The organism is Aeromonas sp. 3P, from assembly GCF_051919745.1.
Classification (GTDB): Bacteria; Pseudomonadota; Gammaproteobacteria; order Enterobacterales; family Aeromonadaceae; genus Aeromonas; species Aeromonas veronii.
The window spans coordinates 2,853,205-2,869,291 of the sequence record NZ_JBQBED010000001.1; the positions used below are offsets into that span (position 1 = coordinate 2,853,205).

At 60.8% G+C, this 16,087-nt stretch carries 9 protein-coding genes; 1 reads left to right on the plus strand and 8 read right to left on the minus strand.

Annotation, left to right across the window (positions count from 1 at the left end; genetic code table 11):
- The first annotated feature begins 76 nt into the window (after positions 1–76).
- Positions 77–1,204 carry a multidrug effflux MFS transporter gene (locus ACTG19_RS13105; RefSeq protein ID WP_439989151.1) on the plus strand — a complete coding sequence of 376 codons (1,128 nt, stop codon included), beginning with the start codon at positions 77–79 and terminating at the stop codon, positions 1,202–1,204.
- 4 nt (positions 1,205–1,208) lie between these two features.
- Here ACTG19_RS13105 and ACTG19_RS13110 read toward each other — a convergent pair whose 3' ends face one another.
- The 8 genes from ACTG19_RS13110 to ACTG19_RS13145 form a co-directional block, all read right to left on the minus strand.
- Positions 1,209–1,892, minus strand: a complete 684-nt coding sequence (locus ACTG19_RS13110) for a response regulator (RefSeq protein ID WP_005357169.1) — start codon at positions 1,890–1,892, stop codon at positions 1,209–1,211.
- Positions 1,892–4,480, minus strand: coding sequence for an ATP-binding protein (locus ACTG19_RS13115; protein WP_439989152.1), 2,589 nt, complete (start codon positions 4,478–4,480; stop codon positions 1,892–1,894). Before ACTG19_RS13115 ends, ACTG19_RS13110 begins: the two co-directional genes overlap by 1 nt.
- Positions 4,481–4,607: 127 nt before the next feature.
- Positions 4,608–5,135 (minus strand): potassium-transporting ATPase subunit C, encoded by a 528-nt coding sequence (locus ACTG19_RS13120; protein WP_113740560.1) that lies wholly within the window; start codon positions 5,133–5,135, stop codon positions 4,608–4,610.
- A 62-nt stretch (positions 5,136–5,197) separates the two neighbouring features.
- A complete protein-coding gene (gene kdpB / locus ACTG19_RS13125) occupies positions 5,198–7,255 on the minus strand; it encodes a potassium-transporting ATPase subunit KdpB (protein WP_113740561.1) in 2,058 nt (685 codons plus the stop codon).
- Between the two features lie 67 nt (positions 7,256–7,322).
- On the minus strand, positions 7,323–9,017 hold the full coding sequence (kdpA, locus tag ACTG19_RS13130; RefSeq protein WP_113740562.1) for a potassium-transporting ATPase subunit KdpA: 1,695 nt from the start codon (positions 9,015–9,017) through the stop codon (positions 7,323–7,325).
- A 463-nt stretch (positions 9,018–9,480) separates the two neighbouring features.
- Positions 9,481–10,830: a glutathione-disulfide reductase gene (gene gorA, locus ACTG19_RS13135; RefSeq protein WP_064339089.1), complete on the minus strand. Its 1,350-nt coding sequence runs from the start codon at positions 10,828–10,830 to the stop codon at positions 9,481–9,483.
- A gap of 76 nt (positions 10,831–10,906) precedes the next feature.
- Positions 10,907–12,874: an ATP-binding protein gene (locus ACTG19_RS13140; protein ID WP_194495400.1), complete on the minus strand. Its 1,968-nt coding sequence runs from the start codon at positions 12,872–12,874 to the stop codon at positions 10,907–10,909.
- A 118-nt stretch (positions 12,875–12,992) separates the two neighbouring features.
- Entirely contained in the window at positions 12,993–16,073 is a 3,081-nt protein-coding gene (locus ACTG19_RS13145) for a multidrug efflux RND transporter permease subunit (protein WP_005355755.1), read from the minus strand.
- Between the last annotated feature and the right edge of the window lie 14 nt (positions 16,074–16,087).

Genomic DNA, 16,087 nt, shown 5'->3' on the forward strand with positions numbered 1-16,087 from the left:
GTTTATAGTCCTACTTATTGTAATCAGACAATCGACATCTCTCTAGAATGGCGACCTCTTGTGAAGGAGGTTTGTCATGAACAACAAGTTGCCACCGCTCTGGCTGGTGGTGGGATTGATGATGTTTCCCCAAATTGTGGAGACCATCTACAGCCCGGTCCTGACCCACATTGCTACCCAGTTTCAGGTGAGCGAAGGGCAGGCATCCCAGACCCTGTCGGTCTATTTTCTGGCGTTTGCGGTGGGCGTGGTCTGCTGGGGACGGCTCTGCGATCTGATAGGGCGGCGTCCCGCCATGCTGGCGGGTCTGCTCACCTATGGTGTCGGCACCTTGCTGGCGCTGCTGGCCAACCAGTTTGAAACCCTGCTGCTGGCCCGGGTTATCTCGGCCTTTGGCGACGCCGTGGGTTCTGTGGTGACCCAGACCATGCTGCGCGACAGCTATCAGGGCAGCGATCTGGCGCGGGTCTTCTCGGTGATGGGCATAGCGCTCTCCCTGAGCCCGGTGCTGGGGTTGCTCAGTGGCGGCCAGCTGGCGAGCGGGTTCGGCTATCTCGGGGTGTTCAGCGGTCTGCTGGTCCTGGCGGTAGGTTTGCTGCTGGTGACCTGCTGGCAGTTGCCGGAAACCCGTCCGGCCACCAGCCAGCGGGTCGCGCTCTGGCTGCTGGCGCGCCGGATGATGAAGGATGGCGGACTCTGGCGCAGTGCCATGCTGGTCGCCCTGTTCAACACTATGCTGTTTGGCTACTACAGTCTGGCCCCCTTCCTGTTTGCCGGATTGGGATTGAGCACCGGCGAGTTTGGCTATTCGGGGATCTTGCTGGCGCTGGCGACTCTGCTCGGCAGCTTGCTCAACAAGCATCTGCTGGGGAGGGGGTGGCTGCCGTCATCTCTGGTCAGGTTGGCTTGCGCTCTGGCGCTGGTTGCCGGGCTGCTGGTATGGGTGACTCAGGGCAACCTCTGGTTTCTGTTGCCCATGATGGGTGTGGTGGTGGCCTTCGGGCTGGCTATCCCCAATGTGCTGAGTCAGGCGCTGCTGGCCTATCGCGAGGTAGCGGGCAGTGCTGGTGCCCTGTTCGGGCTTGGCTACTACCTGCTGCTTAGTCTGGGGTTGGCGGTGGCGGCCGGATTGCAGGAGCTCGGCCTGTTGCTGAGTGGCTGCGGTCTGCTGGCGCTGATTTGCAGCGGGCGTCGTTCCACGTGAAACGTCAGTTGCCGATAAAGCGGTAGCCGATACCGGATTCGGTCTCGATAAGCGTCGGTTGCTGGGGGTTATCCCCCAGCTTTTTGCGCAGACTGGCGATGACGATGCGCAGGTAGTGGGTGTCCTCCTTGTGGCTCGGCCCCCAGATGTCGTTGAGCAGCTGGGTCTGCATCACCAGCTTGCCGGGGTGGCACACCAGCGCTTGCAGCAGGGCGAACTCTTTGCGGGAGAGAGGGATCTCCTCGTCTTTCATGGTTACCTTGTGGCTGCTGACATCCAGCGTCAGGCCGCATTGGGGGAAGTGGCGTCGCTCGCCGCTGCTGACGCCAGCACGTTGGCGCAACAGCACGCGAATACGTGCCATCATCTCACCGATGCCGAACGGCTTGCTCATGTAGTCGTTGGCACCGGCATCCAGCAGTCGCACCTTCTCCTGCTCCGAATCACGGGCCGACAACACCAGTACCGGATTGGGGTGGTGTTCGCGAATGGCCTGCAACACCTGAATGCCATCGCCATCCGGCAGACCGAGATCGAGGATCACCAGATCGGGGTTGAGGTGGCGATACTGCTCCAGCCCTTCATTGACCCCCACCGCCTCACTCACCTGATGCCCCTCGGCAATCAGGCTGATCCGCAGAAAGCGACGGATCGCCGCTTCATCATCTATGACCAGAATGTGCGCCATCAGACCTCCGGTGAATTGAGCGCGAGCGGCAGGGAGATGCGCATGCAGGTGCCGTTGCCATTGGGGCCGGAGAAGGCCCAAATCTTGCCGCCGTGGGCCTCTATCATAGCGCGGGAAATGGCGAGGCCAAGCCCGGTGCCACGGCTGCCGCAATCGCCCACCGGTTGGGTGTAGAAGAGATTGAAGATCTTCTCCCGATCCGACTCGGCGATACCGACCCCGATATCGATGATGTCGATGATGAGGTCTGGCTCGGCCACCATTACCTTGAACTCGATGGGGGTGCCTGCCGGCGAGTAGCGAGAGGCGTTGTCGAGGATGTTGACCAGCACCTGTTCGATCAGGGCGCCATGGACATAGAGCTGGGGCACATGCTGATCGAAATGGACCAGCAGCTTGTGCTGGCGCCAGGAGGAGTCGAGCCGCTTGCGGGCGCTTTCCACCAGATCCGCCAGATCGACCCAGTCCCGTTTCAGCTGGAAGTCGGGGGAGCCGATGCGGGTCATATCCAGCAGATTCTGCACATAGCTGTGCAGGCGGCGAGCCTCCTCCTGTACCGAGTGGAGCAGTTCGTTGCGATCATCCGGCGGGATCCGGTCACCATATTCCAGCAGAGTGCTGCCGGCACCCATGATGGTGGCCAGCGGCGTCTTCAAGTCGTGGGAGACCGAGGAGAGCAGGGCGGCCCGCATTCGATCTGTTTCCGCCTGCAACTGGCTGTCGGCCAGCCGCTCGTTGAGGTCGATCCGCGCCAGCGCAGCGCGAATGTCGGTGAGCAGCGCCTGCAGCTGATGCTCGGCGGAGGAGGAGAGCGGATTGGCCAGTGTTATGCCGATCACCAGGTCATCGCTGAGGTGGTGATACTGGGCCTCGGCGGCATTGAGGGTGGCAGTGTGGGCTCCGGCACTCTGCTTCTGGGCCAGACACCAGTCGATGGCCGCCTTGTCGGTCTGGCCGGGTCTGTGTTTCTCGTTGCCGAGGCGGTCGTGAAAATCCTTGTCGATCACTACGGTCGGCTGGCCCAGCGCCAGCGAGATCGCTTGCGCCCCTTGTCTGAGCACCTCCTCCGGGCTGTTGGCGGTCGCCAGCCCCTGACTGAGGGAGAGCAGGGCATTGCCCAGCTGCTGGGTCTCGCGCAGGCCTATCAGCTGCTGGCGCTGGCGGGAGGCGAGGCGCCCCGCCGTCATGCCGACGATAAGCAGCACGAACAGGGTGAGCAGGTCGCTGTGGTTGGCGACGCTCAGGGAGAAGTAGGGGGCGGTGAAGAGCAGATTGTGGGCGATAAAGCCCAGCACCGCCGCCAGTGTGGCGGGAACCAGACTGGTGGTGAGGGCCGTCGCCAGCACCCCCAGTACAAAGATGAGCGGCAACGCTGCTGGTGGCAGCCAGTAGGAGAGCCCCCAAGCGGCGGCTGAGGTGATCCCCATGATCACCACTGCCAGCATGCTGTGGTGTATATCCTTCGGGGTCGGGACGCGCATCCCCACTCTGTGTTTCTGCTTCTCGGTATCGACCAGGGTGATCTCCAGCCCCTGCGCCTGCTTGAGCAGGTGCTGCACCAGCGAGCGACGCCACGGCGCCTTGTGCGGTTTGCCGAGCAGCAGCTGGGAGACCTGCTGCTGCTCGGCAGTCTCCAGCAGGGTATTGGCGACCGCCGGACTGGAGAGGGTCAGCACCTTGGCGCCCAACTGGGAGGCGAGCGCCAGCGCTTGCTCCACGTCGGCCGAGCTGCGGCCATTGCTATCCACGTGCACTACCAGCCAGGGTAGCTGGCGACGCTGGGCAAAGCGGTGGCCATAGCGCACCAGCGCAGCCCCGTGCTGGTTGCCGAGGCAGACCATCAGCTTGCCCCGCAGCGGCAAGGTGCTCTTGCCCGCCGCCTGCCATTGCAGTTGCAGATCGCCCTCCACATGGCTGGCGGCGGTCTGCATCGCCAGCTCCCGCAATGCAGTGAGGTTGTTGAGGGAGAAGAAGGATTGCAAGGCGGCCTTGGCCTGATGGGGTACATAAACCTTCCCTTCGCGCAGGCGGCCGAGTAGCTCCTTGGGGGGGAGGTCGATAAGGATAATGCTGTCTGCATCGAGCAGAACCTGATCGGGCAGGGTCTCTTTGACCCTGACCCCGGTCAGCTGCCACACCAGATCGTTGAGGCTCTCCAGATGCTGGACGTTGAGTGTGCTATAGACGTCGATACCTGCGTTGAGCAGCTCCTCCACATCCTGCCAGCGCTTCTCGTGGCGGCTGCCGGGGGCGTTGCTGTGTGCCAGCTCGTCCACTACGGCGATGGCCGGTTTGCGGGCGAGCAGGCCGTCGAGATCCATCTCTTCCAGTCGCTGCTGGCGGTGCATGTGGATCTTGCGCGGCTGGATTGCGAGTTTGTCGAGCAGGGCCAGTGTCTCCTGCCGGCCGTGGGTCTCCACCACGCCGATCAGGATGTCGACCCCCTCCTTGGCCTGTTCCCGCACCGCCTGCAACATGGCGTAGGTCTTGCCCACGCCGGGGGCGGCCCCGAGAAAGACTTTCAGCTTGCCCTTGTGCTCTTGCTCCAGACTTGCCAGCAGGGCGTCAGCCCTTACCTCATCACGCATCCCCATGCTCCTGCATCAGACTCGTCAGCAGGGCGTCAGCGCTTGCTACATCAGCCATTGTTATCCCTATCGAGCCAACTGCCCGTTTCGAAAATGGAGGTCAACGCCAGATCGGCAAGGAGCGCCCTCAGGCGCCCTTTTGATGATCCAGTTGCAGGTTCAGCTGGAGAATGTTGACCACCTGCGGGCCAAGGATACCAGCTTGTGTGGCCGACATGACCTGCTCCGTCAGTTGGGCGGGATCCAGTCCACGTTCTTTGGCGACGCGGTCCACCTGAGCCAGTACCGCATCCAGCGGCAGGTGGGGATCGAGGCCGGAGGCGGAGCGGGTCAGCATGGCGGGGGAGCTGGTTCCCGGCTGTGCCTTGGCGGCCTGTTCGGCAAACTCTGCCCGCAGCGGTGAGCTCATCCCCAGATTGCTGGCGCTGCCGCCTATGGTGTTGAAATCGCTGGCGGAGGGACGGGGATGGAAATAGTCGGCCCGCTCGAATTTCTGCCCCAGCAGGGCGCTACCAATGAGTTGCTGCTTGCTGTCGGTGAGCTGGCTGCCGTTGGCCTGCCAGGGGAACAGCAGTTGGGCCAGCCCGGTCACCGCCAGAGGATAACCCACGCCCAGCAGCAGGGTGAGGGTCAACAGGGTTCTGATTGCTATCATGATTCTCTTGCTCCAAAAGGATGGCTGGGGATGCGGGTCTGACCCGCATCCCGGTTATGTCGTTACACCAGACCCAGGCCGGTAATAACCAGATCGATCAGCTTGATGCCGATAAAAGGCACCAGCAGACCACCGACCCCGTAGATCAACAGGTTGCGGCGCAGCAGACTGGCGGCCGAGCCTTTCAGGTCGACACCACGCAGGGCCAGCGGCACCAGCGCCACAATGATCAGGGCGTTGAAGATGATGGCCGACAGGATGGCGCTCTGCGGGCTGCCCAGCTGCATCAGGTTCAGTGCCCCCAGTTGCGGGTAGGCGGCGATGAACAGGGCTGGCAGGATGGCAAAGTACTTGGCGACGTCGTTGGCGATGGAGAAGGTGGTCAGGGCACCACGGGTCACCAGCAGCTGTTTGCCGACCAGCACCACGTCCAGCAGCTTGGTGGGGTTGGAGTCTAGATCCACCAGGTTGCCCGCCTCCTTGGCGGCCTGGGTACCCTCGTTCATGGCCAGACCCACGTCAGCCTGCGCCAGTGCGGGCGCATCGTTGGCACCGTCGCCGCACATGGCAACCAGACGACCATCGGCCTGCTCCTGCCGGATATAGGCCAGCTTTTTCTCCGGTGTCGCCTCGGCGATGAAGTCATCCACCCCGGCTTCGGCGGCGATGGCGGCGGCGGTTTTCGGGTTGTCACCGGTGATCATCACGGTACGGATCCCCATATGGCGCAGGATCTGGAAGCGAGCCTTGATACCGGGCTTGATGATGTCCTTGAGGTAGACCACCCCCAGCAGTTTCTCCTGAGTGCAGACCAGCAGCGGAGTACCACCCTGACGGGCGATGCTGTCGACTGACTTGAGCACCAGCTCCGGCACCGCCTTGCGGTCGAGGCTGAGGTAGTTCAGCACGGCATCTACCGCCCCCTTGCGATATTGATGACCGTTGCGATCCAGTCCGCTCAGCCGGGTTTCGGCGCTGAAGGGGATCACCTTGTCGCTCTCCAGTTGGCTCGGCTTGGCCATGCTCTTGCTGGCCAGAGTCTGGATGGATTTGCCCTCCGGGGTGTTGTCACCCAGCGAGGCCAGCATGGCGGCTTGTGCCAGCAGGGCGGGGTCGACGCCCGGTGCCGGGATCAGCTCATCCGCCATCCGGTTACCGAAGGTGATGGTGCCGGTCTTGTCCAGCAGCAGGGTGCGCACGTCACCGGCCGCTTCGACGGCACGGCCAGACTTGGCGATGACGTTCAGCTTCACCAGTCGATCCATTCCGGCAATACCGATGGCGGAGAGCAGGCCGCCGATGGTGGTCGGGATCAGGGTAATGAAGAGGGCAATCAGGTAGAGGCGCGGTACCTGGGTGCCGTTGTAGTCGAGGAACCAGGGCAGGGTGGCGACCACCAACAGGAAGATCAGGGTCAGGCCCACCAGCAGGGCGTCCAGCGCCATCTCGTTGGGGGTCTTCTGGCGCTTGGCCCCTTCCACCAGTGCGATCATCCGATCCAGCGTACTTTCGCCCGGATTGTTGCTGACGCGTACCCAGATCTCGTCGGAGACGACCGTCGTGTTGCCGGTCACGCCGCTGCGATCGGTACCCGACTCGCGGATGACGGGGGCTGATTCGCCGGTGATGGCCGCCTCGTTGACCGAGGCGATGCCGGCGATCACTTCGCCGTCGGCCGGGATCATCTCGCCGCTGCGTACCAGCACCAGCTCCCCCTTCATCAGGCTGGTGGCGGGTACCCACTCGCCCTGACCATCTTTGGCATTCGCCACCCGGCGGGCCTTGAGCTGGCTCATGCCCGCTTTCAGGCTGTCGGCTCGCGCCTTGCCGCGCCCCTCGGCCAGGGTTTCCGCGAAGTTGGCAAACCAGAGGGTCAGCCAGAGCCAGGCGGTCAGCTGCCAGGCCAGTGAGGGAGCAACGCCGGAGAGAGGCTGCCCCAGCAGGGACTCCACCGTCGCCATGACTGCGGCCAGCCAGAGGGTGAACAGGATGGGGCTGCCAAACAGCGCCTTGGGATTGAAGCGATAGAGGGCCTCAACCATTGCTTGGATGATCTGTGATTTCTGTTTTTTGCCCTTCACCAACATGGTGTCGGTGCTCATTGCAGTGGACTTGCTCATTGTAAAGCTCCCAGCATCAGATAGTTGGCCATTGGCATCCGGATGGTGACCGACAGGGTCGGGTTCATCAGAGTGCCCCTCCGATCAGGCTCAGATGTTCGGCCACCGGGCCCAGTGCCAGCACCGGCAGGAAGGAGAGGCCACCTATCAGCAGGACGGTGATGATCAGCAGGGTAACGAACAGCGGACCGCTGATGGGGAAGTCCCCTTCACTTGTCTCCTGACGGGGCGCACGGGCCAGCTGACCGGCGATGGCCAGTACCGGAATGATGTAGCCGAAGCGACCGAGCAGCATGGCCAGACCGATGGCGATGCACTGCCAGTTGTCACCGGCGGCAAAACCGGCGAAGGCGGAGCCGTTGTTGCCGGCAGCCGAGGCATAGGCATAGATGAGGCGTGACAGACCGTGCGGGCCATCATGGCCGATGATGGTGCTGGCATCCGGCATCAGTAGGGTGACACCACCGATCACCAAAACACCGACCGGCATGACCAGCATGCTGGCGACGACCCACTTCATTTCGGTGATGCCGAGGCGTTTGCCCAGATAGGTCGGGGTACGTCCCACCATCAGGCCGCACAGGAACACGGTCAGCAACACGAACAGCATCATGCCGTAGATACCGGAGCCGACCCCGCCGAAGATGACCTCACCCAGCAGCATGTTGATCATGCCCACCATGCCGCCGAGCGGAGTAAAGCTGTCGTGCATGGCGTTAACGGCACCGTTGGAGGCGGCAGTGGTCGCCACTTCCCAGATGCTGGAGAGCACAGGGCCGAAGCGGCTCTCCTTGCCTTCCCAGTTGCCAGTCATGTTGCTGGCGTCAGTGGTGAGCTGGGCGAGGGCGTGATCCGGTTTCAGCTCCTGGGAGAGGGAGACGAAGAGCCCCAGCACCAGCATGAGGGTCATGGCGCCGAGAATGGCGCGGCTGTGGGCCATGTCTTTCACATAGCGGCCCAGAGTAAAGACCATGGCGGCAGCGATGGTGAGCAGGGCGACCATCTCCAGCCAGTTGGAGAGGGCGGTCGGGTTCTCGAACGGGTGGGCGGAGTTGATGCCGAAGAAGCCGCCGCCGTTGGAGCCGAGCTGCTTGATGGCAATTTGTGAAGCTGCCGGGCCGAGGGGCAGCAGCTGCTCCTGACCTTCCACACCGTGGAACGGCAGATAGGCGGAGAGGCTTTGCGGCACCCCTTGCCATACCAGCACCAGCGCCATGATCAGTGCGATGGGCAGAAGCACATAGAGGCAGAAACGCACCAGATCCTGCCAGAAGTTGCCAAGGTTGATGGTCTGCTGGCGGGCGATGCCGCGGAACAGGGCAATGGCTACGGCGGCGCCCGTCCCTGCGGAGACGAAGTTCTGGGTGGTCAGGCCCACCATCTGGCTGAAGTAGGAGAGGCTGGCCTCACCGGAATAGGCTTGCCAGTTGGTGTTGGTCATAAAGCTGACTGCGGTGTTGAAGGCGAGTTGCCAGCTCAGACCCGGCAGTTGTTGCGGGTTGAGGGGCAGCAACCCCTGCGCCATCAGGATCAGGAACAGCAGACCGAAACCGGCGCCGTTGAAGGCCAGCAGGCTGAGGGCGTAGGACTTCCAGTCCTGCTCCCGTCCATCGGTGCCACAGCAAGCCAGCGTGGTGCGCTCGACCGGTGCCAGCCAGTGGATTTTGCCTTCAAATACCCGGTAGATGTAGTTGCCCAGCAGCGGTGCTGGTAGCAGAACCAGCAGCACGAAGGCTACCGGATAGATTATTTCTTGCCACATGTTCTAGTTCCTCACTCGTGGTCACGGTGCGTCAGGGCACGCATTGGATTGCTCACGAGGCTCGGCAGTTTGCTGGCCACCGGGTAGATAAATTTTTGCTGCATATAGGTAGTCCCTCACTCGTGACTGCGCGTGAGTGCGCGCATCAGATAGGCCATCAAGGCGAGGACGAGCAGCAGATATAGCCAATTCATATCGACTCCATTGAGATAATTAGCTGCGAGAGCCGATGTAAGACCATATCGACTCTGTTGGTGTCATTGACGCTGAAAAGGGTATGTAAAACAGGCGTAAAGGCGCCATAAAGCGCCATGTGGCAGGCGTAAAATCGGCGTAAAGAACGACGGATTTGCGAGAGAAATGGCGAGGAGTGATCAAAAAACCCGGCCTGAGCCGGGTTTGGGTGAAGGGGTTACATGGCTGTAGACGCCGGCTGCTCGTGACAGGCCAACTTCATCTGCCCTTAGCGCATAGTGACGAACTCTTCCGCGCTGGTCGGATGGATAGCCACGCAGTTGTCGAAGTCCGCCTTGGTGGCACCCATCTTCATGGCGACACCGAAACCTTGCAGGATCTCGTCCATCGCAAAGCCGATGCCATGCAGACCGACCACCTTCTCTTCCGGGCCGACGCAGACCAGCTTCATCCGGGTGGGCTGGCGATGCTGGGTCAGCGCAGAGTACATGGCGGTGAACTGGCTGCGGTAGACCTTCACCTGGTCCTCGCCGTATTGGGCGATGGCTTCAGGTTCGGTCAGGCCTATGGTGCCGATGGGCGGGTGGCTGAACACCACGGTCGGCACCAGATCGTAGTTGAGGTGCTCGTTGGGCTTGTTGTTGAACAGCCGCTCGGAGAGGCGACGGCCCGCAGCGACGGCCACCGGGGTGAGCTGGATGCGACCCGTGTTGTCACCCACTGCATAGATGTTGGCGACGGAAGTGTTCTGGAACTTGTCGGTCGGGATAAAGCCCTTCTCGTCCAGCGCGATGCCTGCGGCAGCCAGATTGAGGTTGTCGGTAGCCGGTACCCGGCCGATGGCCCAGATCAGGCAGTCGACGGTGAGATGGCGACCATCTTCCAGTTGCAGGGTCAGGCTGTTGTCAGCGTTCTTGAGCACGGCTTTGGGAATGGCGTGGGTGTGCAGCTTGGGCCCTTCCTGCGCCATGATTTCGACCAGTGTCTCGTGGATCATGGGGTCGAAGTTGCGCAGCGGCGCGTGCTTGCGCACCACCAGATGGGTCTCGGAGCCGAGCGCCTGCATCACCCCTGCGATCTCGACTGCGATGTAGCCCGCACCCACTACGGCAACCCGCTTGGGTTGGCTTTGCAGGTCAAAGAAACCGTCGGAGTCGATACCCAGCTCGGCACCCGGGATCGCCGGAATTTCCGGGCGGCCACCGGTGGCGATCAGGATGTGATCAGCCGTGTAGTGCTCGCCATTAACCTCGATGGTGTTGCTGCTGACGAAGCGGGCGAAGCCCTTGATGACGGTGATCTGGTTCTTGCCCAGCACGTTCTGATAGGACTGGTGAATGCGGCCGATGTAGGCCTGGCGGGACTCGACCAGCTTGGCCCAGTTGAAGTGGTTGAGGGTGGTGTCAAAGCCGTAGTCGGCACCATATTTCAGGGCATCGGCGATCTGGCCTGCATACCACATGGCCTTCTTCGGTACGCAGCCTACGTTGACGCAGGTTCCACCCAACTCTTTGGCTTCAATCAGGGCAACTTTCTTACCGTACATGGCAGCACGGTTGGCAGAGGCGATACCGCCGCTGCCGCCGCCGATGGCGATATAGTCAAAATGCTGTGCCATTGCGAGGTTCTCCGCTCATTAAGAATGCAATCACAGCATGATGGGGATAAAGCGGCTGGCTCACAAGAGCCAGCGCTCAGTTATGTTGGATCGGCAGGCGAATATGGAACTGGGCGCCCTGGCCCGGTTCGCTGGCACAGCTGATACGGCCTTTTAGCAGTTGTACTACCAGGTTGTAGATGATGTGAGTGCCCAGACCGCTGCCCCCCTGACCCCGCTTGGAGGTGACGAAGGGATCGAAGATGCGCGGCAAGATTTCGGGCGGGATGCCGCGGCCGTTGTCCGAATAGTCGATAAACAGCTCCTCTCCCTGCTGTTCCACCTTGATGGTGATCTTCTTCGGTTTGTCCCAGCTGTCGAACCCGTGGTTGATGGAGTTGAGGATCAGGTTCGAGTAGATCTGGGTAAAGCTGCCCGGGAAGGAGAAGATTGACAGCTTGGGATCGCACTGGATATCCACTTCGCACTGGCTCTTCTTCAGTTTGTGGCCAAGCGAGACCACCACCTGATGGAGGTTGTCGGCGAGGCTGAAGTTGTAGCGTGCTTCCGATGACTGGTCGACAGCCACCTGTTTGAAGCTGGCGATCAGCTCGGAGGCGCGCCGCAGGTTGCTCTGCAGCAGTTGCATCGACTCGTCGAGGTTGATGGTGAACTCGTTGAGATAGGAGCGCGACAGCTGCTTGGAGTCGATATGGGACTTGAAGTCGGCGACCCGCTCCTGCAGGTAGGAGGAGGCGGTCACGCTGATGCCGATCGGAGTGTTGATCTCGTGTGCCACCCCGGCCACCAGCGAGCCGAGGGAGGCCATCTTCTCCGACTCCACAAGGGTCTGCTGGGCCTGTTTCAGGTCGTCGTACGCCTTGCCGAGCTGGTTGTTGGCTTCGCTCAGGCTGCGGGTACGCTCCACCACCTTGCCTTCCAGCTGTTCGTTGAGCTGGATTATCTCCCGCTCGACCTTTTTCAGCTGGGTGATGTCGTAGCCGAAGCCGATCTGGTACTTGAGGTTGGGGCCATCGTAGAAGGGGACGAAGGTCCATTGCAGTACCAGCTCATGGGCCTGCTGGTCATGCATGATGACCTCTTTGTCAGCCAGTGAACCTTCCGCCGCCAGAATATCGTTCAGCTCTTCCCGTTGCGCCGGGCTGACAAAGAGATCCAGCCAGTTGTGCTGCAACAATTCTTGCTGGTGGTAGCCGGTCAGCAGTATGGCTGCCGGGTTGATGCTGGCGATGGTCAAATCCGGTTCCATGCAGCAGATGACCATGTTGGCGGAGTTGATCAGGGTGGCGGAGAAGTCCCGCTCCTTTTGCAGCTGTTCGACCGCCTGATGGCGGGCAACCAGCTCGTCACGCAGCCGGGTACGCATCTGGTTGAGGGTGGAGACCAGGGTATCCAGCTCATCGGGTTTCTTGCGTGGCTGCGGGCGGCCTTCCAGCTCCAAAGCCATGTCGAGCCGATCGAGGTTGAACTTCTGGGCGTAGTTGGCGATGCGGTTGATGTGCCTGACTACAAGATAATAAATGATGATCAGGATGCAAAATGAGACCACCAGGGTCTTGATGGTCTGGCTGACCATGATCAGCACCGATTTTTCGATGAGGCGCTGGTAGATCTGCTCGAGAGAGGCGGCAACGAACAGCTTGCCGACGATTTCACCCTGATAGGTGAGGTTGAATTCGCGGGAGATATCATAGCTCTCCCGCTCGACCCCCTGGGTCAGCAGCGGGACTTCGGAGTTGCCGAGCATCTCCTTGACCATCACGAACTGCATGTTGGGCAGGTTCATGATCCCTTCAATTTGCACTTTGACCTGCTCTTCATCCAGGTTCCACAAGCTGGCGGCGATGGGTTGCAGGAACGAGGCCTCGATCTGGCCGATGCTGTCTTCGATGACGGCAACATCCTTGCGGTAATCCCAGGCGAGTTGCAGCGCCGTAATGATCATCGCCAATACGGTACTGCAGACCAGAATGTAGGAGAGCAGGCGATATGAGAGTCCGTTGCGGCCTACGGCCCTGGCGGTCTTGGAGAAGAGTCCTGACATGGCGTCCTTGCGGTCTGGATGTGGTGTTTTTTAGTTTAACTGCTTCATGCACTTATGTCGTCTTTCCTGCGAAGCATAAAAAAGGCCCCGTATCGGGGCCTTCGCATGTGATTGATGATTAATGTCCGCCGTTTGCTTTGGGCGGAATGGTTTCATCGAATACCGGCAAGGGTTTGTGCTCGGAAGCCAGATAGGTGTATATCACCGGAAGCACGAACAGGGTGAACAGGGTACCGATGGCAAGACCTGCCACGATGACGATACCGATGCTGAAACGCTGTGCCGCACCGGCGCCTGCGGCGTAGAGCAGCGGGATCAGACCGGCAATCATGGCGGCAGTGGTCATCAGGATCGGACGCAGACGCACCTTGGCGGCCTGCATCACGGCTTCCATCCGGTTCATGCCGCGCAGCAGCTGCTCTTCCTTAGCTACTTCACAGATCAGGATACCGTGCTTGGTAATCAGACCCACCAGGGTGATGAGGCCCACCTGGGAGTAGATGTTCATGGTCGCCATACCCCATGCCAGGGCAATCAAGGCCCCGCTGATGGCGAGCGGTACAGAGACCATGATGACCAGCGGGTCACGCACCGACTCGAACTGGATTGCCAGCACCAGGAAGATGATGGCCAGTGCCAGTGCGAAGGTGGCATAGAGCGCATTGCCTTCGGTGACGAACTGACGGGCTTCACCCATGAAGTCGTAACGATAACCTTGCGGCAGCTTCTCGTCAGCGGTGGTCTGGAACCAGTTGATCGCATCACCCATGGCCACGCCCGGAGCCGGAACGGCGCCTATGGTGGCGGAGTTCAGCTGGTTGAAGTGAGGCAGGGCGCGGGGCTCGCCAACCACTTCAATGCTGATCAGGCTGCCGAGCGGGATCGACTTGCCGTCTGCGGCCCGCACGTAATAGCCCTTGATGGACTCCGGATTGAGACGGTATTTGCGCTCGACCTGCGGGATCACCTCGTAGGAGCGGCCATCCAGGTCGATACGGTTGACGTAACCGTCCGCCATCATGGTGCCCATGGTGATTCCGATATCCTGCATGGTGATGCCGTAGGCACCCGCCTTGTCCTTGTCGATGCGGATCTTCATGGTGGCGGAGTCGTAGTTCAGATCGAGATCCGAATAGACGAACTGACCGTTACTCTGCGCCGCTGCCAGAATTTCACCGGCCACCAGGAACAGGCTTTCGAAGCTGTTCGGGGTGGTGATGACGAACTGGATAGGCAGACCACTCGATGCACCCGGCAGTTCCGGGAACTGGAAGGTGGTGATGGCCATACCCGGAATGTCTTTCACCAGATTGGCGACCCGGTCCAGTACCTCTTTCTGGCTCGCTTCACGCTGGCTCCAGGGCACCATGGAGGCGATACCGAACGCCTGGTTGGCGTTGAACACCCCTGAGAAGACCTGGGAGAAGGCGATCTCGGGCTGGTCGTCCAGGATCTTGTTCACATCCGCCATGGTGTTTTCGATGTAGTCCAGGTTGGCGTTGGACGGTGCGGTACCCAGCACGGCCATTACCCCCTTGTCCTCTGACGGTGCAAGTTCGCTCGGGATGAACTTGAACAGCAGCGGCAGGCTGGCGAAGACGATGACGGCGAACACCACGATGACGGGGCGCTTTTTCATCACGGCGTGCAGCATGCTGTCGTAGCGATCGGTCATCCGCTCCAGAAGGTGGTGGACTGTGCTCTCGAACTTGCCTGGCTGCTCGTTGGCCTTGAGCATCTTGGAACACATCATCGGTGACAGAGTCAGGGCGATGATGCCCGAGACGAACACGGCGCCAGCCAGGGTCAGGGCAAACTCCTTGAACAGGGAGCCGGTGATACCACCCATCAGGGCAATAGGCGCGTATACCGCCGCCAGCGTAACCGTCATGGCGATAACCGGCACCGCAATTTCACGGGTACCGATAATGGCGGCCCGGAACGGTTCTTCCCCCTCCTTGATATGACGGTCGACGTTCTCCAGCACCACGATGGCGTCATCCACCACCAGACCGATCGCCAGCACCATCGCCAGCAGGGTCATCAGGTTTATCGAGAAGCCGAACATATCCATCATCATCACCACGCCGATAAGACTGAGCGGAATGGTGATGATCGGGATGATGACCGCGCGGAACGAACCGAGGAACAGGGTGATGACCACCAGAACGATGGCGGCTGCCTCCAGGATGGTCTTGATAACCTCGTGGATGGACTCGTTGATCGCCACGGTGGAGTCATACATCACGTTGAGACGCATGGTGCTCGGCATGTTGCGCTCAAGGCTCGGCAGCAACGCCAGCACATCGTGGGCGATGTTGATGGGGTTGGCTGTCGGCGCGGCGTTGACCGCCATGACCACGGCTTCGCGGCCGTTGGCGCTGGCGCGATAGATGTCGTGGCTCTTCTCGAGGGTCACCTTGGCAATGTCGGAAAGGCGGATCACCTTGCCGTCACGGGTAGCAACGACCAGACGCTTCAGTTCGTCGACATCCTTGACCTGGGTCTCGGCGTTGCCGTTGAACAGGGTAAAGTAACCGGTCGCCTGACCTGTCGCGGACTGATAGTTGTTGCTGTTGAGCACCGTCATCACGTCACTGGCAGTCAGGTTGAAGGCCGCCATCTTGGCCGGATCCAGCCATACCCGCAAGGCAAACTCGACACCGCCGTAGAGGTCAACCTTGGAGACCCCGCCGACAGTAAAGAGCTGCGGCTTGATAACCCGCTCCAGATAGTCGGTGATCTGGCTGGAGTTGAGCTCCGGGCTGGTAAAGCCGAGGTAGAGCACCGCCGTGGTTGAACCGGTGGAGGAGGTGACCGACGGGTCTTCCGCCTCTTTCGGCAACTGGGAGCGCACCGAGTTCACCTTCGCCAGGATGTCGGACAGCGCGGCGTTGGGGTCGGTGTTGAGCTTCATGTACGCAGTGATGGTGGAGCTGCCCAGCTGGCTGGAGGAGGTCATGAAGTCGATGTTGTCGGCTTGCGCGACCGCCTGTTCCAGCGGCTGGGTGATGAACCCCTGGATCAGATCAGAACTGGCGCCATAGTAGCCAGTGCTGACGGTGATCACCGTGTTGGTCACCTCGGGGTATTCCCGTACCTGCATCTTGAAGATGGCCTGAAAGCCCAGCAAGGCGATCAGGAAGCTGAGCGAGATCGCCAGCACAGGCCGTTTTATAAATATGTCAGTAAATCGCATCGCAGATCTCCGCG